The 24,772-nt window shown below is 45.6% G+C and carries 29 protein-coding genes, 1 tRNA gene and 1 pseudogene; 23 read left to right on the forward strand and 8 right to left on the reverse strand.

Annotated elements, in window-relative coordinates; translation table 11 throughout:
• Window positions 1–26: 26 nt before the first annotated feature.
• A complete protein-coding gene (rnt, locus tag ABWV76_RS17655) occupies window positions 27–701 on the forward strand; it encodes a ribonuclease T (protein WP_020412286.1) in 675 nt (224 codons plus the stop codon).
• An 84-nt stretch (window positions 702–785) separates the two neighbouring features.
• Window positions 786–1,040, forward strand: a complete 255-nt coding sequence (locus ABWV76_RS17660) for a PFL_1563 family small protein (protein ID WP_425411204.1) — start codon at window positions 786–788, stop codon at window positions 1,038–1,040.
• Window positions 1,041–1,196: 156 nt separating this feature from the next.
• Here the strand turns inward: ABWV76_RS17660 and secF are convergent, their stop codons facing one another.
• From secF to queA, 4 genes are all read right to left on the reverse strand, one after another.
• A complete protein-coding gene (gene secF / locus ABWV76_RS17665) occupies window positions 1,197–2,198 on the reverse strand; it encodes a protein translocase subunit SecF (protein WP_020412284.1) in 1,002 nt (333 codons plus the stop codon).
• A gap of 11 nt (window positions 2,199–2,209) precedes the next feature.
• Window positions 2,210–4,078, reverse strand: a complete 1,869-nt coding sequence (gene secD, locus ABWV76_RS17670) for a protein translocase subunit SecD (RefSeq protein WP_020412283.1) — start codon at window positions 4,076–4,078, stop codon at window positions 2,210–2,212.
• 206 nt (window positions 4,079–4,284) lie between these two features.
• Window positions 4,285–5,403 carry a tRNA guanosine(34) transglycosylase Tgt gene (gene tgt, locus ABWV76_RS17675; RefSeq protein WP_502914813.1) on the reverse strand — a complete coding sequence of 373 codons (1,119 nt, stop codon included), beginning with the start codon at window positions 5,401–5,403 and terminating at the stop codon, window positions 4,285–4,287.
• A 14-nt stretch (window positions 5,404–5,417) separates the two neighbouring features.
• On the reverse strand, window positions 5,418–6,491 hold the full coding sequence (queA, locus tag ABWV76_RS17680; protein WP_353376798.1) for a tRNA preQ1(34) S-adenosylmethionine ribosyltransferase-isomerase QueA: 1,074 nt from the start codon (window positions 6,489–6,491) through the stop codon (window positions 5,418–5,420).
• A 178-nt stretch (window positions 6,492–6,669) separates the two neighbouring features.
• On the opposite strand from queA, the gene ABWV76_RS17685 reads away from it, so the two are divergent.
• The 6 genes from ABWV76_RS17685 to ABWV76_RS17710 all read left to right on the forward strand — a co-directional run bounded on the left by ABWV76_RS17685 (window position 6,670) and on the right by ABWV76_RS17710 (window position 10,004).
• A tRNA-Leu gene (locus tag ABWV76_RS17685) sits at window positions 6,670–6,756 on the forward strand.
• A gap of 681 nt (window positions 6,757–7,437) precedes the next feature.
• Complete coding sequence (locus ABWV76_RS17690) at window positions 7,438–7,722, forward strand: hypothetical protein (RefSeq protein ID WP_353376799.1); 285 nt, start codon at window positions 7,438–7,440, stop codon at window positions 7,720–7,722.
• A gap of 47 nt (window positions 7,723–7,769) precedes the next feature.
• The gene (locus ABWV76_RS17695; RefSeq protein WP_353376800.1) at window positions 7,770–8,354 is read left to right on the forward strand and encodes an AHH domain-containing protein; all 585 of its coding nucleotides are present in this window, start codon (window positions 7,770–7,772) and stop codon (window positions 8,352–8,354) included.
• Between the two features lie 5 nt (window positions 8,355–8,359).
• Complete coding sequence (locus ABWV76_RS17700; protein ID WP_353376801.1) at window positions 8,360–8,902, forward strand: imm11 family protein; 543 nt, start codon at window positions 8,360–8,362, stop codon at window positions 8,900–8,902.
• A gap of 341 nt (window positions 8,903–9,243) precedes the next feature.
• Complete coding sequence (locus ABWV76_RS17705) at window positions 9,244–9,579, forward strand: hypothetical protein (RefSeq protein WP_353376802.1); 336 nt, start codon at window positions 9,244–9,246, stop codon at window positions 9,577–9,579.
• Window positions 9,580–9,620: 41 nt separating this feature from the next.
• A complete protein-coding gene (locus tag ABWV76_RS17710; RefSeq protein ID WP_353376804.1) occupies window positions 9,621–10,004 on the forward strand; it encodes a putative phage abortive infection protein in 384 nt (127 codons plus the stop codon).
• A gap of 84 nt (window positions 10,005–10,088) precedes the next feature.
• On the opposite strand, the gene ABWV76_RS17715 is transcribed toward ABWV76_RS17710, so the two are convergent.
• Entirely contained in the window at window positions 10,089–10,328 is a 240-nt protein-coding gene (locus ABWV76_RS17715; RefSeq protein WP_353376805.1) for a hypothetical protein, read from the reverse strand.
• Between the two features lie 52 nt (window positions 10,329–10,380).
• Window positions 10,381–10,716, reverse strand: coding sequence for a hypothetical protein (locus ABWV76_RS17720; RefSeq protein WP_353376946.1), 336 nt, complete (start codon window positions 10,714–10,716; stop codon window positions 10,381–10,383).
• Between ABWV76_RS17720 and ABWV76_RS17725 the strand changes: the two genes are divergently transcribed.
• Entirely contained in the window at window positions 10,673–11,857 is a 1,185-nt protein-coding gene (locus tag ABWV76_RS17725) for a DUF927 domain-containing protein (protein ID WP_353376807.1), read from the forward strand. The two genes, ABWV76_RS17720 and ABWV76_RS17725, sit on opposite strands and share 44 nt — an antisense overlap.
• Before the next feature lie 320 nt (window positions 11,858–12,177).
• On the opposite strand, the pseudogene ABWV76_RS17730 reads toward ABWV76_RS17725, so the two are convergent.
• Window positions 12,178–13,002, reverse strand: a pseudogene (locus ABWV76_RS17730) (integron integrase); the annotation flags it as partial.
• A gap of 501 nt (window positions 13,003–13,503) precedes the next feature.
• On the opposite strand from ABWV76_RS17730, the gene ABWV76_RS17735 reads away from it, so the two are divergent.
• The 14 genes from ABWV76_RS17735 (at window position 13,504) to ABWV76_RS17800 (ending at window position 23,204) form a co-directional block, all read left to right on the forward strand.
• Window positions 13,504–13,824, forward strand: a complete 321-nt coding sequence (locus ABWV76_RS17735) for a hypothetical protein (RefSeq protein ID WP_353376808.1) — start codon at window positions 13,504–13,506, stop codon at window positions 13,822–13,824.
• 99 nt (window positions 13,825–13,923) lie between these two features.
• Window positions 13,924–14,226: a hypothetical protein gene (locus ABWV76_RS17740; protein ID WP_353376809.1), complete on the forward strand. Its 303-nt coding sequence runs from the start codon at window positions 13,924–13,926 to the stop codon at window positions 14,224–14,226.
• 148 nt (window positions 14,227–14,374) lie between these two features.
• Window positions 14,375–14,596: a hypothetical protein gene (locus ABWV76_RS17745; RefSeq protein WP_353376810.1), complete on the forward strand. Its 222-nt coding sequence runs from the start codon at window positions 14,375–14,377 to the stop codon at window positions 14,594–14,596.
• Window positions 14,597–15,496, forward strand: coding sequence for a radical SAM/SPASM domain-containing protein (locus ABWV76_RS17750; RefSeq protein ID WP_353376811.1), 900 nt, complete (start codon window positions 14,597–14,599; stop codon window positions 15,494–15,496).
• Complete coding sequence (locus ABWV76_RS17755) at window positions 15,483–16,682, forward strand: hypothetical protein (protein ID WP_353376812.1); 1,200 nt, start codon at window positions 15,483–15,485, stop codon at window positions 16,680–16,682. The genes ABWV76_RS17750 and ABWV76_RS17755 overlap by 14 nt, the downstream gene beginning before the upstream one ends.
• The gene (locus tag ABWV76_RS17760) at window positions 16,651–17,706 is read left to right on the forward strand and encodes a glycosyltransferase family 4 protein (protein WP_353376813.1); all 1,056 of its coding nucleotides are present in this window, start codon (window positions 16,651–16,653) and stop codon (window positions 17,704–17,706) included. The genes ABWV76_RS17755 and ABWV76_RS17760 overlap by 32 nt, the downstream gene beginning before the upstream one ends.
• On the forward strand, window positions 17,703–18,434 hold the full coding sequence (locus tag ABWV76_RS17765) for a hypothetical protein (protein WP_353376814.1): 732 nt from the start codon (window positions 17,703–17,705) through the stop codon (window positions 18,432–18,434). The genes ABWV76_RS17760 and ABWV76_RS17765 overlap by 4 nt, the downstream gene beginning before the upstream one ends.
• Before the next feature lie 130 nt (window positions 18,435–18,564).
• A complete protein-coding gene (locus ABWV76_RS17770) occupies window positions 18,565–18,918 on the forward strand; it encodes a transposase (protein ID WP_353376815.1) in 354 nt (117 codons plus the stop codon).
• A 44-nt stretch (window positions 18,919–18,962) separates the two neighbouring features.
• Complete coding sequence (locus ABWV76_RS17775) at window positions 18,963–19,406, forward strand: IS3 family transposase (protein ID WP_353376816.1); 444 nt, start codon at window positions 18,963–18,965, stop codon at window positions 19,404–19,406.
• Window positions 19,348–19,674, forward strand: a complete 327-nt coding sequence (locus tag ABWV76_RS17780; protein WP_353376817.1) for an integrase core domain-containing protein — start codon at window positions 19,348–19,350, stop codon at window positions 19,672–19,674. The genes ABWV76_RS17775 and ABWV76_RS17780 overlap by 59 nt, the downstream gene beginning before the upstream one ends.
• A 301-nt stretch (window positions 19,675–19,975) precedes the next feature.
• Window positions 19,976–21,043 carry a hypothetical protein gene (locus tag ABWV76_RS17785; RefSeq protein ID WP_353376818.1) on the forward strand — a complete coding sequence of 356 codons (1,068 nt, stop codon included), beginning with the start codon at window positions 19,976–19,978 and terminating at the stop codon, window positions 21,041–21,043.
• Window positions 21,044–21,083: 40 nt separating this feature from the next.
• A complete protein-coding gene (locus ABWV76_RS17790) occupies window positions 21,084–21,425 on the forward strand; it encodes a hypothetical protein (RefSeq protein ID WP_353376819.1) in 342 nt (113 codons plus the stop codon).
• A gap of 586 nt (window positions 21,426–22,011) precedes the next feature.
• Window positions 22,012–22,635 carry an AHH domain-containing protein gene (locus ABWV76_RS17795; protein ID WP_353376820.1) on the forward strand — a complete coding sequence of 208 codons (624 nt, stop codon included), beginning with the start codon at window positions 22,012–22,014 and terminating at the stop codon, window positions 22,633–22,635.
• A complete protein-coding gene (locus ABWV76_RS17800; RefSeq protein ID WP_353376821.1) occupies window positions 22,632–23,204 on the forward strand; it encodes a hypothetical protein in 573 nt (190 codons plus the stop codon). The genes ABWV76_RS17795 and ABWV76_RS17800 overlap by 4 nt, the downstream gene beginning before the upstream one ends.
• A gap of 634 nt (window positions 23,205–23,838) precedes the next feature.
• Here ABWV76_RS17800 and ABWV76_RS17805 read toward each other — a convergent pair.
• Complete coding sequence (locus ABWV76_RS17805; protein ID WP_353376822.1) at window positions 23,839–24,513, reverse strand: DUF7822 domain-containing protein; 675 nt, start codon at window positions 24,511–24,513, stop codon at window positions 23,839–23,841.
• Window positions 24,514–24,772 lie beyond the last annotated feature (259 nt).

A 24,772-nucleotide genomic window follows, 5' to 3' on the forward strand; every position in this document is an offset into this window, starting at 1 on the left:
ACAATTGAGATTTACAAGGACCCAAAGTGACCCCCGCGGAAGAACCAACAGGACCCAAGAGCCCCCTCGCCCAGCGATTTCGCGGCTTCCTGCCGGTTGTTATCGACCTGGAAACCGGCGGCTTTAACGCGCGTACCGATGCCCTGCTGGAGATTTCGGCGGTTATTCTGGATATGGATGCGGAGGGCAACCTCGTCCCCCATGAGACCCACAGTTTCCACCTGGAACCATTTGAGGGCGCCAACGTAGAGCAGTCGGCCCTGGATTTTATCGGTATCGACCTGGAGTCCCCCGATCGCGATGCCTGGCCTGAAGAAATTGCTCTGCCAGAGCTGTTCCGCAAAATCCGCAGTGCGGTGAAAAAACACAGTTGTACCCGCGCCATCGTGGTTGCTCACAATGCCCATTTCGATCTGGGATTTGTTAACGCCGTCGTTGAGCGGACCGGAATCAAGCGCAACCCATTCCATCCCTTCTCCTGTTTCGATACCGCCAGTCTCGCCGGGCTCGCCTATGGCCAAACGGTTCTGGCCAAAGCCTGCCAGGCCGCAGGTATCGAGTTCGACAATAGCTGCGCCCACTCCGCAGAGTACGATGCGGAGAAAACCGCAACCCTGTTCTGTGGAATCGTAAACAAGTGGCGGGAAATGGGCGGCTGGCCACTGGCTACCGAGGCACCTGCAGAGCAGGAAGTGGAATAGCCCCAGAAATTACCTCTGTGTGACACACCGTGCCGCTGCACCCGGCGGCAAACTGACCGCTATGTGCAGCGCTTAGGCGTTTGGGTGATTTTTTGTTCAAAACAATGTATGATGTCCGGCCAACCCATAAACCGGATAGTTATCGTGGCCAAAAAAGCATCCTCGTCTTCCAGTCGCAAGCAGAGCGCTCCGTTAGAGACCAGCGAGAGCATTGAAGCGCAGGTGCAGGCTTTCCTGGCCAAGGGTGGCGAGATTGAGCAGGTGCCCAAGGGTGTGAGCGGCCAGACCAACACCTCCGGCCCCAAGCACATCACCCTGGGTAAGAAGCCTCGCAGCTAAACCGCTCGTAACTGGCTTCACTAATTAGCCCAATTTAGCCCAACAAAAGGCCCCGACTTCAGCACTTAATTACACTTGATTAATGGTGACTGAGAAACCGGGAGCACAAAAAAGGCCGCTTTAAAGCGGCCTTTTTAATTTAAGGGTTAGCCTGGATCAGGGCATTTCTTCCAGCTCAGCACCCTCTTTCACTGGCGGCATCAGATCTTCTTTGGAGATCTTCAGTCCCATCAGCACGTTTGCTGCCACATACACAGAAGAGTAGGTACCTACAACCACACCGACGATCAACGCCAGGGAGAAGTTGTGGATCAGCTCCCCGCCGAAGAACTGCAGCGCCCACAACACCAGCAAGGTCGTGAACGAGGTCATAAAGGTACGGCCCAGAGTCTGGCTAATGGAGATATTAATAATCTCCTCAGTCTCAGCCTTGCGCACCTTGCGGAAGTTCTCACGAATACGGTCAGATACCACGATGGTATCGTTCAGGGAGTAACCGATCACCGCCAGCACCGCCGCCAGTACAGTGAGGTCGAAGTCCAGCCCCAGCAGGGCAAAGAAGCCCAGCACGATAATCACATCGTGCCCCAATGCCGCTACGGCACCAACGGAGAACTTGTACTGGAAGCGCAGGGCCACGTAGATCATCACCAGGGCCAGAGCCACCAGCATGCCCAAGCCGCCATCATCGCGCAGCTCGGCACCTACCTGAGGACCCACCATTTCCACACGGCGCAGGGTGACAGTACCATCGCTGCCTGCACGCAGCACTTCTACCACCTTGTCGCCAATCGGTGTAACGGCTTCCTGATCAGTAGCACTGATCTGGGTTTCCTCTTCAGTTACCTCCGGCGGCAGCTTGATCATCAGCTCGGTTTCGGAGCCGTAGTTCACTACCGTAGCGCCATCATAGCCAGCATTTTCCAGCTGGGTGCGCACATCGTTAATAAACGGCGCAACTTCGTAACCCACTTCAACCTGGGTACCGCCGGTGAAGTCCAGGCCAAACTTCAGGCCCTTGGCCGCCAGTATGCCAATCGATGCCAGTACCAGGATGACAGAAACAACCGCGGCAATCTTGCGCCAGCGCATAAAGTCATAAACGCGCTTGCCCATGTACTCGGTGATCTTACCGTTTTCCACTTTGGTCTCACTCATGGCCAGTCTCCTTAAATCCAGAGTTTCTGTACACGGCGACCGCCGTAGAACAAGTTAATGATTGCACGGGTACCCATAATGGCACTGAACATGGAGGTGAGAATACCGATGGACAGGGTTACCGCGAAGCCCTGAACCGGACCGGAACCAATAGCGTACAGAATAACCGCCACAATCAGGGTGGTGATATTCGCATCCACAATGGTGCTGTAAGCATTATCGAAGCCGGCGGTAATCGCCGATTGCGGAGGCATCCCATTCCTGAGTTCCTCCCGTATTCGCGAGAAAATCAGCACGTTGGCATCCACCGCCATACCCACGGTCAGAACGATACCGGCAATACCCGGGAGCGTCAGGGTAGCGCCGAGAATCGACATCACCGCCACCAGCAGAATCAGGTTGACTGCCAGGGCCAGGTTCGCAGCCAGACCAAATACGCGATAGGAAATCAGCATACAGATAAGTACCGCCAACAAGCCGTACTCTACCGACTGAATACCCACCTTGATGTTATCGGCACCCAAAGATGGGCCAATCACGCGCTCTTCCACAAAATACATGGGAGCTGCCAGGGCACCGGCGCGCAGCAGCAGGGCCAGTTCCTGGGCCTCTGCGGGGCTGTCCAGGCCGGTAACACGGAACTGCTTGCCGAGGGCACTCTGCACGGTAGCCAGGCTGATAATCTTCTTGTCTTCAGTCCTGATCTGCTCGGTGATCTCGTTGCCCTCCGCATCGATCTTGGTTTGCGGGGTAAAGCGGGTCTCGATAAACAGGGTGCCCATACGACGGCCCACATTTTTCCAGGTGGCACGGTGCATGAGTTCACCGCCACGGGAGTCGAGGGTGATATTTACCTGGGGGAAGCCGCTCTCGTCATAGCCGACACGAGCGTTGGTAACGCTGTCACCCTTGATAATAATCTTGCGCTCGAGCCAGGCACCGCCGTACATCTGCTGCGTCTGCTCGCTGCGGTACTCGAAGTACTCTTTGTTGGTAACCAGCTCATCGGGGCGGGCTTCCATACGGTACTCGAGGTTGGCGGTCTTACCGATAATACGCTTGGCCTCGGCGGTGTCTTGCACACCGGGCAGCTCTACAACGATACGGTTGCGCCCCTGGCGCTGAACGATCGGCTCTGCCACGCCCAGCTCATTCACCCGGTTGCGCAGGGTGGTCAGGTTCTGGCTAACCGCGTAGTCCTCAAGCTGCTTGATCTCCTGCTCAGACAGGGTGGCACGGATCTCCAGGTTCTCACCACTGCCGGATTCGCGCAGCTGCAGCTGCGGGAATTCCTTACGCATGGTAGAGAGCGCCAGGTTGCGCAGTTCATCACTGCGGAAACGGGCGACGATTTCGCGATCGTCGATCAGGTCAACACTGCGGTAACGGGCCTTGGCTTCACGCAGTTTGGTTTTCACATCCTGCGCATAGCCTTCCATATTGGTTTTTACGATGGTGTTGGTATCCACTTCCATCAGGAAGTGCACACCGCCAGCCAGGTCGAGGCCCAGCTTCATCGGGCTTGCGCCAATATCGCTCAACCACTGAGGCGTGGTGGAAGCCAGGTTCAGGGCAACCACGTAATCACTGTGGCCCAGGGCCTCCTGAATCGCGCGCTTGGCCGGCAACTGCTCATCCTGGGACTCGAGGCGAATCAATATCGCCTTATCGCCCACCTCTCCGCCAAAGTGCGCAATCCCCGATTCATCCAGGGCCTTTTGTGCTTTGGTGAGGACATTCTCATCCATCACCATGGCACTGGACTGCCCGGAAATCTGCACTGCAGGGTCCGGCTTATAGAGATTGGGCGCGGCGTAGATAAGGCCAAAGGCCACAACCGCGAGAATCAGAAAGTACTTCCAGATCGGGTAGCGATTCATGCTGTTCTCATTGTTCTAGTGTGACCCCGAGGGCCGGTAAATCTTGGCAATTTGCCTGGATATGCGGGCAGTATACGCAGAATGCAAGGTACACCGCCCCCAATAAAAGTGGGGGCTGATTATACGGGGATCGGATGAACGGACAAATGACAGGGGCACAATCGTGCGATCGACTGTGCCCCAGATAGGATAAAAGTACCGCGCTATCAGGCCTCTAGCGCTGGAACCTCACGACCCAGACCGCGGTAGAACTCCGCGACATACGCCTCCAGCTCATTGGCGGCGATCGCATCGCGCAGCTTTTGCATCAGGCGCTGGTAGTGGCGCAGATTATGAATCGTATTCAGCTGCGCACCGAGAATTTCACCACAGCGATCCAGGTGATGCAGGTAAGCGCGGGAGAAATTTTCACAGGTGTAGCAATCGCACTCTTCTTCCAAGGGGCCCGTATCGTGGCGATGCCTGGCATTGCGGATCTTCACCACACCTTCAAAGGTAAACAGGTGGCCATTGCGCGCATTGCGCGTGGGCATGACACAGTCGAACATATCCACACCGCGACGCACCGCTTCAACAATATCTTCCGGCTTGCCCACGCCCATCAGATAGCGCGGCTTGTCTTCCGGCATCTTGTGCGCCAGGTGATCCAATACCTTGATCATCTCCTCTTTCGGCTCACCCACCGACAGGCCGCCAATGGCATAACCATCGAAACCAATCTCAGTGAGGCCGCGCAGGGACACATCGCGCAATTCCGGGTACATACCACCCTGCACAATGCCGAACAGCGCAGACGGGCTATCGCCATGGGCTTTCTTGGAGCGCTCCGCCCAACGCAGGGACAGCTCCATAGACTTGCGCGCTTCATCGGTAGTGGCCGGATAAGGCGTGCACTCATCGAAGATCATCACAATATCCGAACCCAGGTCCCGCTGAACACGCATGGATTCTTCCGGGTCCAGGAATACCGGGCTGCCATCAATGGGTGAACGGAAAGAAACCCCCTCTTCCGTAATCTTGCGCAGTTCACCCAGGCTAAATACCTGGAAGCCGCCGGAGTCGGTGAGGATAGGGCCAGACCATTGCGTGAAGTCGTGCAGGTCGCCATGGGCTTTAACCACTTCAGTACCCGGGCGCAGCATCAGATGGAAGGTATTGCCCAGAATAATTTGTGCACCAATGCCCTCGATATCTCTCGGCAACATACCTTTAACAGTGCCGTAAGTACCCACCGGCATAAACGCCGGGGTTTCCACCACACCGCGAGGAAAACGCAAACGGCCACGACGGGCCTTGCCATCAGTGTTATCCACTTCAAACTGCATAAAACATTCGCGGCTCACTGGGTATCTCCTTTCGCTGATGCGACTTCTTCTTTTTTGGCATTGGGATCGCGGGTAATAAACATGGCGTCGCCGTAACTAAAGAAACGGTAACGCTCCTCAACAGCAGCTTTATATGCGGCCATCGTATGCTGGTACCCCGCGAAGGCACTCACCAGCATCAACAGGGTGGATTCCGGCAGATGGAAGTTGGTGACCAACTTATCCACAACCTGAAATTCATAGCCGGGATAAATAAAGATATCCGTCTCCCCCACCGTGGCCTGCAATTCGCCACCGCGCGCCGCACTTTCCAGTGCCCGCACACTGGTGGTACCCACCGCAATCACACTGCCATTGCGAGCGCGGCAAGCGGCTACGGCATCCACCACTTCCTGGGAAACATCCAGCACTTCGCTGTGCATCTGGTGCTCAAAAATATTATCCACGCGCACCGGCTGGAAAGTCCCGGCACCCACATGCAGGGTAACGAACACAACCTCGACACCTTTATCCCGCAGCGCGCCGATCATTTCATCGTCAAAGTGCAGCCCCGCCGTCGGCGCCGCCACGGCACCCGCGTTGCGGCCGTATACCGTCTGGTAGCGCTCGCGATCGCTGGCATCGTCTTCGCGATCAATATAAGGAGGCAGCGGCATATGGCCGAGGCGATCCAAAATCGCCAGCACGCCCTCTTCTTTTGGGAAGGACAGCTCAAACAGCGCATCCTTCCTGCCAGTAACCTCTATACGGGTACCGTCTTCAAGAACGATGCTGGAACCGGGTTTGGGAGACTTACTGGAGCGCACATGGGCCCAGATATTCGTCTCATTGAGCACCCGCTCCACCAGGATTTCCAGCTTACCGCCGGTTTCCTTCTGCGCGAACAAACGTGCCGGAATCACCCGGGTATCGTTAAAGACTATCAGGTCACCTGCCTGTACCTGGTCGAGAATATCTGGAAACTGCCGATGTGTAATGGCCCCGCTGGGCCCATCCAGACACAAAAGACGGCTGCCGCGGCGCTCTTCAGTAGGCGCGCGGGCGATCAGCTCATCGGGCAGATGAAAGTCAAAGTCCTGACGCTGCATGGAATCCTGGAAATCTAGAAACTATGGAGAGGTCGCGAAGGTTATAGGAAATTTTAGGAGCTGTTAACTGGCGCGACAGAAAATGCCGTAAGTCATTGAAATCACTGGTTGACCCAGACCAAAGCATTGCTATAATCACGCCCTCTTCGCACCGACCCCAAGGTCGAGCAGCGAAAGTGCCAGAGTGGTGAAATTGGTAGACACAGGGGATTCAAAATCCCCCGCCCTTAAAAGCGTGCCGGTTCGAGTCCGGCCTCTGGTACCATCTCTCAAACCCGCGTCAGCCCTAGCTTTCGCGGGTTTTTTATTTCTGAGCTGACAACTTTGTAAAAGATATTTTTGTTGGTTTTAGCGCCAAAGTATCAACGTGAAATCACATTGATACTTCGCTACCCTACAAGCCTTCAGGCTGTGCAATTTCCTTTCACTTTTCTTCACAACTCTTCAAAGTGTGAAATCCAAAGTGGATTCACTTCCCGCACCAGCTTAGGCCCTGGCCGCTTTTGCCATTTCACCAACCAAAAGATCGCCCAAAATCGGCAGGCGTGGGGAGGAGTGACCGGCAGGCATTTTGAGCGATCAAAAAACAACCAGGTTGAGCTGAGACCACTAGAAAATCCACTATTTATAAAGGGATTATGCCATCCCAGCTCTCCCCACCTCCGCCATTCAGGAATGAACAAAAATGAAAAAGGTTGTCACCCAAATACTGCCCACAGATAGCCATCTCATCAATTATTAAGGGCTTCGCACTTCAACAAAAACCAGTCACAATGCCCTCGTTTGAGGCGGAATACCGCTATACGCGCATGCCGAATCCTCTGTACCACACATGTATGAGCAAACCACCTCATTTGGTACTTTTGACCTTTAAAGATACGAAAGGAACAGCCGCACATATCAAAGGATAAAAACCTTAAATCATATTATTCATGAGGGAGCGACAATGAACCCAAAAGAGGTAATAGGAGATTTAATCGAAGCAATTGCTTTTCTAGCACTTCAACATATCAATGAAAAAACAAAATCGTCTAAAGACGGCTGGGTTCCAGCTGCCGAAATAAAGCGCGATCTAAACCTCAATTTTATAGCTGTGCCGCGAGCAAATAAGCAGCATAGACCGAAAGGATGGCTGTTTGCGATCCTCGCTAGAATTTTAGAAGACAAGGGACTTATTGAGTACAAAAAAGATAAATCAAACAGGGCTTTCTATCGCCCACTAACAAAATAGCGTGTAGCTATAGTCAAGGACACATCAACAAGGAGGAAATACTCAATATGAGTAAAGACTATGAATCAATAACTAGCCATGAATTTATGCTTGGCCTCAACGAGCTGGAAGCAAAAGGAGTAAAGCTGCCAAAGGAAAAAGACAAATTATTTACTGAGGTTGTACTAAACACAACTAGACAATGTATGAACACACTTGAGGGTGTTGAAACTCAACCAATAAATCCTCATGAACTAGCTCGCGAAATAAAGAAAAAAACTGACTCTCAGATTTTGAGAGAAAACATGGTTAACGCCAAACGACCACTGCCTGACAATACAGATGCACACCACATTGTTCCAGCCAAAGAAAATAGAGCATGGGCCAAAGATTACGCCCAAGCCGCTAGAGCAATTCTTCGTCGGTGGGGTATACCGATAAATCACGAAGCAAATGGAGTTGCCCTTCCAACAAAATCAACAGTTCCGGTAAAATCTCTACCTAATGCCTATCCACATAAAAAAGTTCACACTAAGGTATATTATCTCAATATAGTTGACCAGCTTTCTGAAGCACATGATAGAGAGACCTGTATCGACACCTTACGCGAAATTGGTGAAGACCTAGAGGATGGAACTTACCCTATCAGGTAGACAATATGAATATTTATGAAATAAGTGCAGACATAGACCATTATCAAATTTTAGTTCCCGTCGACGAAAACGATTATGACGGAAGCAACTTATGGGTTAATGGCCAACTTAAACTATCATCGTGGCACGCCCCCACAATGCGATGGTCTGAAAAAGAAAAAGAGAGCGAGCTCGCACCAGATATAGCAAGGATCAACCCTGGATTTTACGCCTTCAGCAATAAGGCCATAGGAGCCTTAGGTCCTTTAATAGAAGAGTTTGGCGAATTACTTAAACTTCCCGTTGACGGAAAGATGTATTACGCATTCAACCCAACAGCCATCATTGACTGTATAGATCAAGAAAAAACAGAGTGGCGCATAAATCGCCAAGGGAAGCGCGGGCGGCTGATAAAGATCGCTCTCACAAAGTCAAAACTTGGAAATGAAGAGATATTCCAGCTCCCCGAGATACATAGCAAACTATATGTAACGGAAAAACTAATGGAAGCAATAAAAGAGCACAATATTTCAGGGCTTGTTTTTAAACCTGTAGAACTCGCTGAATAACTCACAACTAAAGCAGGGGTGCAGGGGTGCAGGGGTGCAGGGGTGCAGGGGTAATAATAGCCCCTGCTCAGATCCACCGCCCCATCACCCCAAAAAAGACAAACAAACCACATAAAAAATGAAAATCAAGAAAAAAATTAATAGTACTTCTAACTTCAGTCTGGCACAAACTCCAGAACATCCTAAACTGGCTTCAACCAAAATTAAAAAAAGCTCCACAAGCAATTCAAAACCTACTCAAAAAAATAAGCAGAATTAAAGGTACACCCCACACGCCTCTTATAGCTCTATTCTCTTTAGTTATCGGACTTTGGCTTACTTCATTCTTCATCACCAGCGACATGAGCACCAATGAAAGAGGAACCTTTGGGGATATGTTTGGAGCGGTAAACGCCCTATTCTCTGGACTAGCATTTGCCGGACTCATTTACACTATTATTCTACAAAAAAATGAACTCGGCCTACAGCGAGAAGAACTACGATTAACAAGAGACGAAATTAAGGCTCAAAAAAAAGAACTTCAAAATCAGAATCTTCAACTAGAACACCAAAACTTTGAAGCAACATTCTTTCAAATGACGAGACTTCATAATGAACTTCTAGCAGAGATCGACATTACATTAAGCAAACAGACACATCAAGGTCGAGATGTTTTTTTAAGGCCTGGAAATTACTAAAAAGAAGACTGGAGGCAATACCAAAAACTGAAGACATAAGCATGAGAAACACCCAAGTACAGAAAATTTACGGTGAAACATGGCTCAAATTTGAGAAAGAATTCGGTCACTACTTTAGGTCTCTATACAATATATTTAAATTTATCGATTCCTCAAAAACCAAAGACAAAAAATTCTATACAAACATCATCCGGGCTCAACTTTCAGGGCAGGAGTTACTCATACTTTTCTACAACTGCATATATTTAGAAAACAACAAATTTAAGCCACTTATTGAGAAATACGCCCTATTAAAGCACATCCCTGCTTTTGTAGTTGCAGATGAGATAGACCTTAGTTTTTTCACAAAAGATGCTTTCGGCAGCTCTTATCCATCTAACCTCTCACCAGACAAGAAAGAAGTCACTCAGCACGAAGAGGCGTGAAAATTAAATTAATTAGTTTATGGGGGGATATCCCCTCTTAACCTCCGTAGCATGCCTAGCTAAACACTTCATTTGTACTTAGTCTTACGCTCTTAAGTAGTTATCAACTCCGCCCCTTCCGATCAACACTCCATCTTTTACGGAATATTCAATAAACACCCCACTATCTGTATCAAAAATTTGCAACCAAGAATAAAACCTTGCATCTTTAGATTTGGCGATTTCTTTTGCCATTTCCATAGCCGCCTCTTCAGTAGTGGCTGAGGCTTTGAAATTTCTTGCTCCTCCATTCATTATGGTGAATACCTCCAGCAAAAATGGCATACCTGTTTACATTTTTATTCATAACTTCTCTCCTTTTAAGTGTACAACCAGCTTAAGCCCGAATGGCGCTAAGCTGAGATTTCAAACTATCCGCACTGCTCTTGTGCCCGTTAATTGCCGCCTCTTGTGTTGGCTTCTGCCCATTGCTGGGGTGCGAGTGCGTCGCCAGGGTGGCGGCTAGGGCAGACACTACGCCGATTAAATCTTCCAGCACTTTCAGTACGTTTAAAGATTCACTTCCCAACCAAACCTTGCCGCTGTCTTTCACTTTGATAATCTGGCGGGCCTTGGCCACGCTTTCAAGAATATTGCCAGTTTGTTCTTTTAAATCGCGGCCCGCTGAAATGTTAATATCACTGGCCGTTGTCATATTTAGATTATCCAGCACGGATAAGTTCAGGCTGCCACCGGATAAAAAACGTAAAGCACCGAGAGCTTCAATTATTTTACGCCGGCTACTTCTTCCACGGAATGTTCCCGCACCTGTCGGTATTCGCTGTCGCAGCCAATGCGATCCCCGTATTGTGGGGGATGTTGCCTATATGCTGGGAAATGGCACTGGCAAGGCAAGAGCTAATGATCGCGGAGGCGTACGCGGGAATGCGTTTGAATGGAGGCTTGTCTTCCTCTCTACAGGAGAGCGCACGCTTGATCAGCAGATGGCTGAAGTGGGTAAGAAAGCAAAAGCAGGACAAGAGGTGCGGCTATTGGCTATTCTCTCAGATACGGGGAGTGGTGCCGGTATCTTTGATGAACTGCATGGATTTGCTAGCGGCGCTGCGCTATCGCGCTACATGGTTGAGAAAGCGGCCTTATTCCATGGAGTGGCCCTTTATACGTTTATCAGAGAGCTTTGCGCTAGCAACTTGGAAAAGCTGGCAATCCAGATTCGCCGGGAGCTTGTGAACTTTGCCGCAGAGCTGTCTGATGATGTGAGTGGTCAGGTACGCAGGGCAGCAGAGAAGTTTGCTCTTGTTGGTTTTGCTAGGGAGCAGGCTTCCACTGCGGGAATTACAGATTGGCCAAAAGGCATGGCGATGGAAGCGGCCAAATCCTGCTTTAGCGCTTGGATATCAGCCCATGGCGGTGTTGGAAACCTGGAGGACCGGCAGACCCTGGCAGCACTGAGGCTATTCTTTGATCTCTACGGAGAGTCCCACTTTACCCGCTGGGATCGAGAAGACTTCACAGCCGATGACCACACTGTTCGCACCCTGAAGCGTTGCGGCTACCGGAAAACGCTACGGGACAGTAATGCCCTTGAGGGACAGGCTTGCTCTGAGACTGTTTACTACGTTTACCCAGCCACGTTTAAAGCCGAGGTTTGCAAGGGGCTCAGTGACCGAAAGGCAAAGCAACTATTGGCCGCCTGTGGTGCTTTGGAGCGTGATGCAAATGGGAAATACTCAATACCAACGCGCTTGCCGAACAGTGGGCGTAACCCTGAACGGGTGCTAATCATTCGACCTCACTTGATACCCATTGAAGATGATGGAGAAAAGGGACTGGTTAAGAGAAAGGCCGCGTAGTCCATGCCGTTTGCAGGTGTTGTAGACGGTGTGCGGCTGTTTACTTTCTCCAAATACGTAGCTGGCTATATGGTAAACAGTTAGCTTGCAGACAGAGCTTATAATTTGCTCGTGGCAAAAGTTGCCCACTTTCCTAGTGCATTCTATTTGCAGCTTTGCGGACCTGAACATGTGTAATCGTGTACTGCCCGCACAGATCTTCAAGCTTTACACAAAGCCTGCCCCAGTAGACGATACCTCTTCGATATTAAATTGATTAGGCATTTAAAGAGTTTAGAATCAAACACCAACATTTTACTATCCTATCTTTTCCATTAGGATTACAAACGGTCTGTGGGGCTCAATATGCTTTTGCCGCCCCGATTCACAACGTGAGTGTAAATCTCCGTAGTGGATATATCCGCATGCCCTAGTAGCTCCTGAATTGTCCTAAGATCGTAGCCGACTTCCAATAGATGAGTGGCGAAACTGTGTCGGAATGCATGTGCTCTGGGCGGCTTGTTGATGCCAAATTCCCCCACAGCACGCCGTAACTGTTTTGCAAGTGCCGAAGGGTGAAGATGATGCCGTCTTATCACGCCGCTACGGGGGCAAGGGCCAACACGCGAGGCTGGAAACAAGAATTGCCAAGCTGTGGTACGGGCAGCAGAGAGGTACTTCTATTCTAATGCATCCGGCATATAGACATCCCCATAGCCATTTGCGATATCCCATGCATGAGTAATTTCGACCTGTTGAATTTGAGTGTGCAGGTCAGGAATCAGGCCTTGTGGAAATATTATGGTCCGGTCTTTATTACCTTTGCCTCCCCGTACGAACACGTTGTTACTGCCAAAATCGATGTCCTTAACTCTCAATGATAAGAGTTTGGCACATCTGAGCCCTGTGCCGTACATTAGTTCAACTTGAAGGCAATAGACACCTTTCAGCTTTGAGATGATGGCTCTAATCTCTTCCCGACTGTAAACAATTGGAAGGCGACGACGTTGCTTTGCAGGCGTAAAGCCAATGTTGGAAATATCGACTCCCAAAAACCGTTTATAAAGATATACCAGCGCATTTAGCACGATCCACTGGATGTTAACCGAACAATGACGATTGACCGACAGGTGGTTTAGGAACGCCTCGACTTCGACAATACCGACCTCCCGAGGGTGTCATAGTTTATGAAAGTGGATAAAGCGCTTTATCAAGTGAACGTATGTCTGTTCAGTCCGGCAGGCTAAACCTGCCTCGCGAATATGAAGTCGAACGCTGGGGATGAACTTGGCTGAATGCTTGGGAAGCCTGTGACGAATATCATCCATGGTAGTGCTCCATAACTGTATATAAACACAGATATAGGTGCAGTTATCATAGGTGTCAAGCCCCAAATTATAGAGCCATGGCTTACATCCACAGAAAGTTTCCCCCCAAACTAATTGATTTAATTGCCGGCAAAATGTGCGAAAGAGCAGGAGGTGGAACCAGGCGACTTGAGCCGATGGCTTACTATCTATGGTTATTATTTGATCGGAAATTTATAACCTACTGTAAATAAAGGCTTTTTTACATAGCTTGAAGGGTCTACTTCAGAAATAGTGGCCAAATCGATAGTGAGCCACTGGCTCTTTAATAAACTGTTATGTGTCTCTCGAAATCTAGCTATGAAAGAAGAAATTAATTGGATAGAGCCTTGGTGGCATTTAAACGAAAATACACAGGTTAAAGCCGGCATACAGAAAGAGCTTGAATCTGAAATTGGACCTAAACATCCGCTATGGCCATTAAAGCCTGTGGCAGTTGCTAAAACCGACGCAAATGATGATGTGATAGTTCAACTCAATGATGATAGGTTTGCTTGTGAGCATTTAGTCAGGCACGGAAAAAGTGACCAATATCCAGATAAATTTCCATCAAGTATTATTTTCGATAACGTTAAATGCCTGCAAATTTATATAAATGAAGAGGCAGATGAATACACATAACAAGGCAAAGCAGCGGACGTCGCAAATCGTGACACCCTTTACATTCGCAAAGGCTGCGCCAATTTACTCGGACCGCTGTTTGCGACGTTAAGGTAATCCATGAATAGGCTCCATAAGGCGATTAAAAATCTGGGCATGATTCGCCTCATTAAATTGGGGGATAGGGAAATCCGCTTGGCCATACTCCTAAAAGAGGAAGATTGGAAACACTTAGCAGCCCCTTGGTGGCGTGGTAAAAGCGCATCTATTGTTGGGGTGGATCTTGATGGCAATTTCATTCTTTGTAAAAGCTCAGGGGCATTCATCCTGTGGGACCATCAATTGTCATCAGAGATTCCTACATCCAACAGCCTGGATGGCATGCTTTCAAAGCTGGAGCTGGATTCAAGCAATATACCTTAACAAGGCAATCTAAGGCGCCACTTCGTGGCTGGACCTACATTCCGCAGCTTCGCTGCTACATTTCGGCCCTTTATTGCGGCGTTATGTTTAAAAAAGAGAAGTTTTTCAACTTGGGTCATCGTGACTCATTGACACAAAGGAGACTACAATGTCCAAAATAGAGAAGAAGGATCTGCTAAAGGTTAAACTGAAAGACGGAGCGTTTAGTGATGAGGAGATTGCTGAAATTGCGGACAAGCTTAAGAAGGGCTTAAAGAACAAATATGGAGACGAAAGCATCAAAGGGGGGGTTAATGAATCCGGAAAAATCAAGTTCAAAGCAAAAAGCGATGTGAAGGACACCGCTACTACAGTGAAGTGGTATAGCTGAATGTCAATCTGGCCGCTAAGAAAGTTACAGCTCGAAATTGTCAACAAATGTAATTTCCGCTGCCCATTGTGCCGAACCCTTGATCGTGATGATGGTGTGGTTCGGCGCAAAATCACTGTAAATGAGCTTAAGATAATAATTGAGCCTATACAGCACGACTTGGAAGAAGTGACACTGTATGGGACGAGGGGGGAGCCTTTCGTACATAAAAATTTAGAGGAAATCGTCTCATACTTGAAATCCAACACTCAAGCAAAAGTCATAATCTCAACAAATGGGAGCTTGGCAGATAAGAAAAGAACTAAAAAGCTACTTGAACTGGGACTAGATGATTTAATTTTTGCCATTGATGGCACCACTCAAGATGTATTTAGTCAGTATAGGGTTGGAGGCGATTTAGAAGAGATACTTACCAATTTAAAGGATTGCTGTGATTCAAAAAAGAGTATACAAGCCAATACGCGTATAATTTGGCAGTACATTCCGATGAGTACAAACCTCCATCAAATTGACGATGCAAAGCAGATCGCAAAATCATTGGGAGTAGATATTCTAATACTAAAATACTCATCTAGTGTAGCTCGCAGCAAAGAATATAAGGTTGGCGAAGAGTTGTATCCACTTGCAAAGCAATCAGATACCCAACATTGCCCTTCGGGCTTAGATAAATTATACGTGGATCCAAATGGTGACTGTTTCCCATGTTGTTATGCAGAAGGTTACATTGGTATGAGACTGGGAAACGCTTTTTCGACATCGATCTCCGAAATATGGAATTCCGGGGAACTATGGGAAATTAGGCGCTCTTTTGTTGAGCAGAAAGGATTCAGCGAGTTTTGCAAAAAGACTTGCCTGACTAAGGCTAGAAAGAAAAAGAAAATGATATATGGGTCAGTATAAGGAAAAAGCCAGCAATATATTATTTCATTTTGATTCTTTGTGGGGGGTTGGCCATCTAGTAAGGTCGGCGCGCTTGATAGAGGGGTTGGCTGACAAATTCAACTGTTATGCAGTTTGTGGTGCTCGCGCACAAGCTTTCATAAAAGATACTTGTCATGCTACTTACCTTCCCCAGCTTTTATACTCAGAGGACTACAGCAGACTTTATAGTATGGATGGTGCCTCTGTCGCCAGCACGCTGGATACGAGGATGGAAATATGCACTAAGACTTTTTTTCAGGCGATGCCTGATGCCGTGGTGTTGGAAATGTTTCCATATGGTAGGCACGCTTTATGGCAAGAGGTCATGGCATTGCTAGAACTATGTCGAGAGCACTCAGTGCCAATATATACATCTTTGAGAGATATCTATATATATCCAAGCGCCGAAACTGAAAGAGCGCAATATATAGACAACATTGCGGGTATTCTGAACAAATTTAGAATTAAGACAATTATTCATTCCGACCCCTTATTTTCAAAGCAAAACAACGCCTTGCCTATAGAGCTACTAACGCATGATGTTGACTATGTTTTTAGTGGATATGTAGGAAGAATAGCCGCAGAGCACGAGCACGAGCACGACGTCATACCGAACGTAAAAAAGGTTTTAAGGGTTGCTATAGGAGGAGGAAGGAAAGGAGTTTCTGTCTACAAAATAGCGTTATTCCTTCTCGATGCAGTCGATGAATTTGGAATTCTCTACATCCATGAAAGTCGAGGATTAGAACTTAGTGATGAGATAAAAAGTTCTATGTATTCCAAAAAGGGTAAAGACGTAAGGTTTGTAGAATTTACTCCAGATTTTGCATTCTCGCCGCTTCCATTTTCCAATTGTTGGATTGTGTCTGGAGGATACAATTCAGCTATGGATATATTGAGTTTACGAATACCCTCAATAATTGTCGGCCTTGATCAGGAGCAGCGAATACGTGCTGATTTATTAGCAAGCAAGCTTGACCATATTGGAACCATCGACATAGAAGCCTCACCAAAAAGTGTTGTCGACACGTGGTGCAGTATCAGGAAAGGTTATAATACTCAGAGCTCTAATACGTTACCGTTACTAAATGGTGCCATTGTTACCTCCGATTTTCTCGAAAGGGAATTTGATAATGATAGTTCTGTGTACTCATGTGTCACCTAGCGACGAAGGTGGCGTTGCAAGTTCCGCTAGGTTTCTCTTATCAAAGGTACCAAAGGATCGCAGTGCCATTTGGGTGCAAGTCCCTGTCGATAAAGGTGACTCATACAAAATCTTTCCTTGTGTAAATCAAACTACATCCGTTGCTTTTGATAAAGAGTCAGAGCTTATAGATCATCTCAAGGTCATAGATGTTGTCATTGTTCATTTTGTTACCTTCGCTTCAGATTTTGGTCTAAATCTAAAAAGGGCAAAACCTCACTCAAAGCTAGTGTTGAACTTTCGAGGGAATGACGCGACATTGAATGTATTTAAAAAGGAAATGCGACTTGAGGAATGTATCAAATCAAGCGAATTACTGGTTTATGTTTCATCTCATTTGAGAAATGTGATTGAGGCTCGTTATGATTCTGCTGTGGGTAAGGGGATTGTTGTAAACAATTCACCCAAGGAGAGCTGTGCCGAATTAATTTGGCCTAGACAAGAAAGGTTACGGGAAAGAACTAAGCTAAAGTTTGGAGCAATCGGCTTTTGGAAATGGAAAAAAGGTTTCAGTGTGTTGCTGGAATTTTTGAAAAATAACCCCCAGTACGCAAAGAGTTTCACAATATATGGGGAAATAGATGAGCGAGAGCCATGTTTGCTATCAATGTATAAATCTGTTGAGTACGAACTGGAGATTACACCACTAATCCCTCTTGCTAAAAATGAAGTGTCGAACGCATTGAATGATATTGATGTTCTTGTTATCCCCTCTTTGGCGGAAGGGGTTCCCAACGTGCTTCTTGAAGGATATAGCAGCGGTTGTTTTATAATTGGGTCAGACATTCCCGGAATCAGTGAGATAGTAGCTCGAGCCAAACATGGAATCACATTCAAGCCAGGTGATTCAGCCGATTTAGGGCGCGCAATAAGAGTTCTAGAAAGTCAACAAACGCTACTCAGCTCTTACTTGTGCGATTTGTCTTACGTAAGGGAAAGTCTTTACGTTGACCCATGGCGAGAAATAAGTCAGGCAATATCATGAATATTGTTTTCTCCAGTGAGCGGGCTAGTGAATATATAACTTGGCCACCATATCTTTACTCAAAATCCTTACCTAGTATTGGCAAAACATATATCTTAGTGGACTTCAGCATATCAGGCGATGATAATCATTATGGAGTTTGTTTAAACGAAATTGATTCTGGAGTATTTTTAGCCGGTAAATCAGATTGTGTTTGCAGTGAGCGTGATGAGCAATGGGCTATGAGGGTTTATTATTGGTTGCGAAATTCTTTAGCTGTAGATGAAAGGGTTAAGGCAACCTCTGACGGTCATTGGCTTCCTCCTATTATATGTTCATTGCTCAACAAAGAATTCTTAGTTGATCATTCCGTCATAGATAGCTATGCCAAAGTTCTAGAACTCCCCATTGAGTTCATGAAAACTACAAAGTTAATCGATAAGGTTAGAGCTGTAACAAAATTTAATAATTCGTACAACATTATCCTTCCAACTATGCATTCGATTGATGTGGGAGACTTGAATAGATTCATTAAAAACTCAAGATACTCTCTTATAGGAATCGAGCCGTTACAATTGGAAGGAGAAAGTATAGAAACAAAGGCGCTAAATATTTTAAAGGCCTCTCCGCAAACCCTTGACGAGCTTGTCGTACTATTGGCCAATGCAAATCAGTGTATTATTCCTAAAGGCGGATCATGGTTAGCAAAGTACGCTGAACTTGGCGGATGTTCACTAGTTGAGTTATAAATTAGGTACGAAATTAATGGGTAAGCAGAAACATAACAAGCGGCTGTAATCACCGCGACAAGCACAGCTGGGGCTATTGAAACCTTCCCCCATTGAGTAGACGCCTACCTTTTGAATAGGGTAGGAAAAAATGCCGAAAATACTGAGTGAAGAGCGGGTTGTTGAATATTCAACAGAGTTCAAAGTTAGAGTGGTAGCTCTCACTAATCAACTGAAAGTAGATACGACTACAATCGCCAACATTATTGGTTTGCATCCAGTAATGGTGTATAGATGGCGACAGGAAAGTAGAGAAGGCAAGCTTGTCGAGAAGCCCAGTCGTAGAATAAGTATGACAAAGATAACGAAAACTCAGTCTCAAACTGATGATAAAGAGATAAGACGTCTAAAAAAGCAGGTTGAGAAATTGCAAAAGGAGAATGATTTCCTAAAAAAGTGGGAAATGTACCTGAAAGATCCAAAGCCGAAAGATTCTCGTTCATAGCTCTTAATCGATCAGACTTTGGTGTCAGGTACTTATGTAGATACTTGAATGTTTCACCCCAAGGGTTTTATAAGTGGCTCAACCGTGATGAGAGCACTCGAGACATAGAAAATAGGCGAATTCTAGGGTGTATCGAAGCTATCTATGCGCAGCATGATGGTAATTATGGAAGTTCAAGAATTAGCACAGAGCTGAAAGCTAATGGTGAACGAATAAATCACAAACGCGTTGAACGCCTTATGAGAGAGGCAGGAATCGTGGGGAAAGCTGGAAGGATCTATCGTCGACGCTCTTTGCTTGGAAATCCTTGTATTAAGGTTGAAAATTTACAAAGAGAGCATGGTATGCCGAGTAAACCAGACTCTCAATGGGCTGGTGATGTAACCTATCTGAAGATCAATGGGCAGTGGCAATATTTAGCTGTGATTATTGATCTTTCTCAGAAATATAGAATCAGATCTAATATTTCACAGCGACCGAGGGTCTGAGTACGGTGCTTATGCATACCAAAACCGACTCAAAGAACTGGGTATTGAGCCGAGCATGAACCGCCCAGGATGTATGAATGACAATGTGTATGTAGAATCATTTTTTCAAATACTGAAAACTGAGAGTTTTAAAGGATTTAATTTTGAGTCCGTTAAGGAGCTAAGAGTTAACTTAGCTTGGTATCTTGATAGGTACTATAACTTTAAAAGAAGACATGGTTCACTTGGGTTCAAAAGCCCAGATGAATATGAAAGAATGGCCGCATAAGATGAATATAAGGTGGCGTCTACTTTAAGGGGGGAGGCTTCCCAACTAAAAGAACGCCCAAAATCGGCAGGCGTGGGGAGGAGTGACCGGCGACATTTTTACGGTATGTTTTTTAATCAATCACGTCTGAACGCCTTAAAAAGTACGGGGCCTGGGAGGAATTGATTGTTTTGATTGCTTCAAGAAGCTTTGAAGGGAATTGAAATTTGATTGGTGTGTGGTCGATGCCTGCTACAGGTTTTGGTGCATCTTCTTGGAGTGATAGAATTTCGCTGGATAACAAATCACAAGGATAGTAGCGATGTCATTATTATGGGTAGCGATTTTTGTTATTGCGCTCGTTCTAGCCTGCTTCATGGTGTACCGGGTAATAAAAGAAATGATAAAGACAGCATACATTAAGTTTAAAAGTTTTCTCCCTAAGAATGAAAATAAAGCAGATGATAACGAACCGTCCCTATGGGAATATTCTTTATTTACTGACCTACTATTTTTCGGCGCCATAACAATATTCTTAGCAACCCTGATCATTAGCGGCATCCTTGCATACCAAACATTGGGAAGCAGCCCTCAGTATGAAGTGCAAATTTCAATAGGTGGCATTAAAAATCTACTTTCATATTTCTCACCAGTCATTCAATTATGCACAGGGTTATTAGCAATACTCGGTATAATTGCCTTAATTTTTCGCAGCGAACAAACTGCCAAACAAATTAACCATGGTAATCGCCTCTGGGAACACGAAAAAAGAAACAGCTCCTATTCAAATTACCTAGATCATAATGAGAGATACCAAAAATTACTCGGACGAATAGAGCAAGATCAGAGGGTTGCTTTCACGGATAAGACAGAATTATATAAAGCATGTTTCCCTAATAGCTGCATCTCCAACTTTAAAATACTACTAGAAAACGAAGGCAAAGGAGAGTCCAGCTTACTTAAGGCAATGAAAATCTTAAGAAGCCTCAGTGACGCAGAGACGAGTTTCATTAACGCTGGGCAAGTCTCAATTGAGGAAATCGAAAATCAGATCAACAAGATAAAGGAACTTTATCAACTCTTAAATATTTCGGCGATACGGAGCTATGAAAAATATGGTCTAGCCGGTGTAAATCTAAACATGATTCAAGATACGTTCGCTATCACTGTTAATGGACTGCTAGGCTTGTCAGCGAGTGAGGAAAGAGTCTCCGAGAATACAAATGGTATAGGCAGTCTTTACGGAAGAATAGAAAACTTGAAAGCTTCTGACCAGTTAAGAGGAAGAAGTCAGGCTCTAAACTATATTTTTTCTGATCCCAATAATGCAAACACCGTAGAGCTAGGAAAAAGAGTAACCAAGCAATCCACCTCCGAAGTAGTAACCTAATCTCGCTACTCTTCGCCCCTATTATCAGCAGTAAACATAATTGGGATTATTTAATGTTCATTCGTTTAATTATTTTATCAGTATTAGCTTAGATGCTTATTCGCCAGGCCATAGTGGTAAAGCAAAAATATCTTTTTTATTTAATGGCAGTTCAAATGGCTTACTTTTATTTGCTAGGGAAAATGGTTCCTGGGACAATCCAGATAACTGTTCTGCTTCTAATTATTTGATTCTAGAAAAGCAGAATCCTTCTCGTTCAGAATTATATAGTGCATTACTAGCTTCTAAAATGTCTAACAAAGAAATAGATGTATGGGTAAGAGACTGTATTGAATACAATGGAAAAACCTACCCTAAAATCGATGGTATCTATACATACTAATAAAACCATATAAAATAGGCACATTCCAGCGTGTGCCCATTTCAAGTATGCTATTTCATCCCAATACCATCCCAAGGCTAACACACAACCCATCCGCACTGCTCTTGTACCCATTAATTGCCGCCTCTTGGGTTGGCTTCTGCCCATTACCAGGGTGTGAGTGAGTCGCCAGGGTGGCGACTAGCGGAAAGTCCTAATTGGACCGAGTATTGTCAACGGAAAAACCTTGGTGGATCACAGAGGAGTTCAAGTTTCAGGCAAAATATTGATTTATATAGAAGTTGTTTAGTGTTTGGGTAACTCTGATGGCTTCTAAATACAATGATATGCATCATCGTGCGCGTTTAAATTCCACTCCAGCCACCAACAAAAGCGAACCTTACCGCTCCTTGATTTTGTGATACTGCTCTCAATCGTGGTCTCATTATCGTTAAAATTATCTCGACAATAGAAGTTCTTCCAGCCGGAATATATAACAATCGTCCCAATTGATTGACATTTCAAATCTGCCTCAAATTATCAACTGCACTACAAAATAGTAAGATATAATCTGACAATACCTTAATCATTAACGGAATAATTGATTATGCTACCTCCACACGGACTCCTTCTTGAAAAGCCTCATGCTTTTAAGAGTCGCACAGAATTAGCCATTGAAAAATTTTCCAATAAGGAAAACCCTACAGAGGCAGATTTGAATGCCGTTTTGGTAGTCGGGCAAGTTGAGGATGGAATAGCGAAAATGCTTGGCTATATATTGGATGGCTTAGGTATGAGCCGTTCTGAATTAGAGAAGGAAGCTCACATCTCGCAAAACCTTGGCGAAAGGATGGCCTTATCTAATGATTCCAAGCCCCACCTCAAATGCCATGCTCATGCCATTGTTTCTGGGGCACACCCCAAAGCGGTCACATTAAGAGCTGTATTGGCAAAATTTAAAGTTAGAATTGATGATCCCGATAATGGTTGTTGGCTACCGGAAAACACCGCTGCTAAGATGTTAATGCCAAGGAGTTTAAAAGATGCAGTTCCGCACAGCCGAATACACAGAAATAACTATTACTTCTGGCTTTCCAGCTATATCAAAATGTCAATAACAAAAGATCAAAGCCATTTAAGGTTTCAACTTTCAATGATTGAAAATTCATTAAAAACAAGTTCCTTCCCTCCTTACGTGATGCTTCCAGCCTCAAAGGAGTATCAGCCTTGATTTATCGTATTCACCCAAACATTAAAGACTATTTAATGGTTACCTTTGACGGTGACAAAGCCCGCGAAGCCCTTGGGGAAGATACCGACTTCTACATGGATGAAAGGCCATTCCCATACCAAAATGAATGGCAACCAATGGAAGTTGACTTTGATGATGCTTTTGGTGGAAAGAAAAAAGAAATTCCTGATATTTCCTTAAATGTGGGCAAACTTTTTCTTAGCGAAAAAGCATACAACCTATTAAAAGATAAGCTTTCAAAATTTGGGGAGCTTTTACCCATAACATTTGAAGGTAAAAAAGGGTATATTTTTAACGGCTTAACAACAGTAAAAACAGATGAGAAGCTTAGTATTCATGACCCCCTGAATGACAGATTTTCAATTGAATTTAACGAAAATAATATAGAAGAAATTTCAATCTTTAAGGCTGAAATTGACTTTAATGGTTACTTTTGTAATGACGAACTGAAAAACATTATTGAAAGTAACAATCTTACAGGCATTAACTTCTCTATTGATGTAGGTAATCCATTCCCTGAAGAGTTAGGTATGAGAAGTACGCATTAAACTGTAAAAACTATGACTGCTTGTAGGCGGAGAGCACTTAACTGGGCTGAAGATTCTACCCTTTTATATAGAGCACTATTTATTGCTAATAGGTTGGAGCAGTTGATATCTAGATACTAGGAAGCAAGTTACTGTTTCCCGAAATACTCCTCCTACCCTTTAGCCGCTGGATATTTCACCAAAGCACCGGCCCTATCTAAATCAAAACTATGAATACTACTTTAGAGGTTTAGCTGGGGCGGTATGGTATTTCTCTGCTAAAAAAATGCTGGGTATATGGTTTGTGCGATTGCCAGTGCCTTCTTTCCTCCACTTAGCGCATTTCGACATCACTATCAGGCCTCCACGCCTGCAATAAAATGAAATCACTTAAAAATACAGCCACCTTCCCTTTGTATCATTGGGTGCATGATCAAGGAAAAGTAAAGGAAATTTAGAAAGTTCTATATTTCCTTTGTTGAGTATGTGCCTTGAAAGATAACCGCCCCCTCTATGATCGCCCCGAAGTGACGCTATTGTTCTACAGAAATTTGGACATCAATCTAAAGATCTCCTAGGCCTGATAGCTACACAAGTGGCAGAAGGTCCCTTCTAAAGTTTTCTACTCAAGGAGTTAAAGCCCCCCACTCACTTATCAAAGAGCCTCCTCAAATTCCTCTTTATTTTCTAATTCATAATAAAGAATATCACTCCAATACAGACCTAAAGGTGGCTCACTCTCAATATCGTCACACTTATCATTGAACTGGAGGCCGTAAAATGCACTTGGGGCAGCCTCTGACTTGTTTTTCGCTGCATTTATTACAATACCAGCAGCTACCTCTGGGTCTTCTGGCAGCGCATCAATCGCAGATCCAGCTTCACGGCAAGCGCTAATTTCGCCTTCAACGTAGCCACGCAGGACTGCTTCCTCACTTTCATCCATGCAGTCCAGCTCGATAGTCTCAAGTAGTAGATAACTATCCTTATGTTCTTCAAGAAATTCTAATGTTTCATTAAGCATTGATTCCTGCAGGCCATCAATCTCTTTCCCGATCACTCGCAGAACCTCAATAAATTTTTTTAACCGCGCGAATCCTGTCTCAAAGTCACTACTGATAGCATAAAGCTGAGTTTTATTATCGGGCGAATCATTATCAAAGCCATCTGATACCAGTGATGCACACAGTTTTGGGTTCCCAGACATGAGCACACGATAAGTGAAGGGGATATTGTATGGCCATTCAGATAAGCCCGAGATAGTGTCGGGGCGGTCTGAGTAGGATTTTGGTTGGTTGCTAAGACTGTAAAGATAAGAACGGTTTGCCATTTTTGATACTCCCTATAAATACCAGCAACAGCATAGCTTTATCGCGTTATGCCCCTTCTGGATATGCAAACTATTAGATGGCAACTTCCTGAGTAGAGCAAGCCGAAAGTGAAATTATTTTTCTGTAAACACGCAGTCGATTGGTTATTAATAGCCAGCAACCTGCTCATAAAACCCGATCAGGTGTGTTAATTGTAGATATCCACAAATACCCTAACACTATAGGATCTACATTCTACCACCACTATGTTTCTCATTA

This window comes from Microbulbifer sp. NBRC 101763, from assembly GCF_040371615.1.
In the GTDB taxonomy this organism is placed as follows: Bacteria; Pseudomonadota; Gammaproteobacteria; order Pseudomonadales; family Cellvibrionaceae; genus Microbulbifer; species Microbulbifer variabilis.

Excerpts from the sequence above, each read along its gene's own strand:
- secF (WP_020412284.1), bottom strand. The coding sequence starts at position 2,198 with ATGAGTGAGACCAAAGTGGAAAACGGTAAGATCACCGAGTACATGGGC.
- secD (WP_020412283.1), bottom strand. The coding sequence starts at position 4,078 with ATGAATCGCTACCCGATCTGGAAGTACTTTCTGATTCTCGCGGTTGTG.
- tgt (WP_502914813.1), bottom strand. The coding sequence starts at position 5,403 with ATGCAGTTTGAAGTGGATAACACTGATGGCAAGGCCCGTCGTGGCCGT.
- queA (WP_353376798.1), bottom strand. The coding sequence starts at position 6,491 with ATGCAGCGTCAGGACTTTGACTTTCATCTGCCCGATGAGCTGATCGCC.
- ABWV76_RS17690 (WP_353376799.1), top strand. The coding sequence starts at position 7,438 with ATGAACCCAAAAGAGGTAATAGGAGATTTAATCGAAGCAATTGCTTTT.
- ABWV76_RS17695 (WP_353376800.1), top strand. The coding sequence starts at position 7,770 with ATGAGTAAAGACTATGAATCAATAACTAGCCATGAATTTATGCTTGGC.
- ABWV76_RS17700 (WP_353376801.1), top strand. The coding sequence starts at position 8,360 with ATGAATATTTATGAAATAAGTGCAGACATAGACCATTATCAAATTTTA.
- ABWV76_RS17705 (WP_353376802.1), top strand. The coding sequence starts at position 9,244 with ATGAGCACCAATGAAAGAGGAACCTTTGGGGATATGTTTGGAGCGGTA.
- ABWV76_RS17710 (WP_353376804.1), top strand. The coding sequence starts at position 9,621 with ATGAGAAACACCCAAGTACAGAAAATTTACGGTGAAACATGGCTCAAA.
- ABWV76_RS17715 (WP_353376805.1), bottom strand. The coding sequence starts at position 10,328 with ATGCCATTTTTGCTGGAGGTATTCACCATAATGAATGGAGGAGCAAGA.
- ABWV76_RS17725 (WP_353376807.1), top strand. The coding sequence starts at position 10,673 with ATGTTAATATCACTGGCCGTTGTCATATTTAGATTATCCAGCACGGAT.
- ABWV76_RS17735 (WP_353376808.1), top strand. The coding sequence starts at position 13,504 with ATGAAAGAAGAAATTAATTGGATAGAGCCTTGGTGGCATTTAAACGAA.
- ABWV76_RS17740 (WP_353376809.1), top strand. The coding sequence starts at position 13,924 with ATGAATAGGCTCCATAAGGCGATTAAAAATCTGGGCATGATTCGCCTC.
- ABWV76_RS17745 (WP_353376810.1), top strand. The coding sequence starts at position 14,375 with ATGTCCAAAATAGAGAAGAAGGATCTGCTAAAGGTTAAACTGAAAGAC.
- ABWV76_RS17750 (WP_353376811.1), top strand. The coding sequence starts at position 14,597 with ATGTCAATCTGGCCGCTAAGAAAGTTACAGCTCGAAATTGTCAACAAA.
- ABWV76_RS17755 (WP_353376812.1), top strand. The coding sequence starts at position 15,483 with ATGGGTCAGTATAAGGAAAAAGCCAGCAATATATTATTTCATTTTGAT.
- ABWV76_RS17760 (WP_353376813.1), top strand. The coding sequence starts at position 16,651 with ATGATAGTTCTGTGTACTCATGTGTCACCTAGCGACGAAGGTGGCGTT.
- ABWV76_RS17765 (WP_353376814.1), top strand. The coding sequence starts at position 17,703 with ATGAATATTGTTTTCTCCAGTGAGCGGGCTAGTGAATATATAACTTGG.
- ABWV76_RS17770 (WP_353376815.1), top strand. The coding sequence starts at position 18,565 with ATGCCGAAAATACTGAGTGAAGAGCGGGTTGTTGAATATTCAACAGAG.
- ABWV76_RS17785 (WP_353376818.1), top strand. The coding sequence starts at position 19,976 with ATGTCATTATTATGGGTAGCGATTTTTGTTATTGCGCTCGTTCTAGCC.
- ABWV76_RS17795 (WP_353376820.1), top strand. The coding sequence starts at position 22,012 with ATGCTACCTCCACACGGACTCCTTCTTGAAAAGCCTCATGCTTTTAAG.
- ABWV76_RS17805 (WP_353376822.1), bottom strand. The coding sequence starts at position 24,513 with ATGGCAAACCGTTCTTATCTTTACAGTCTTAGCAACCAACCAAAATCC.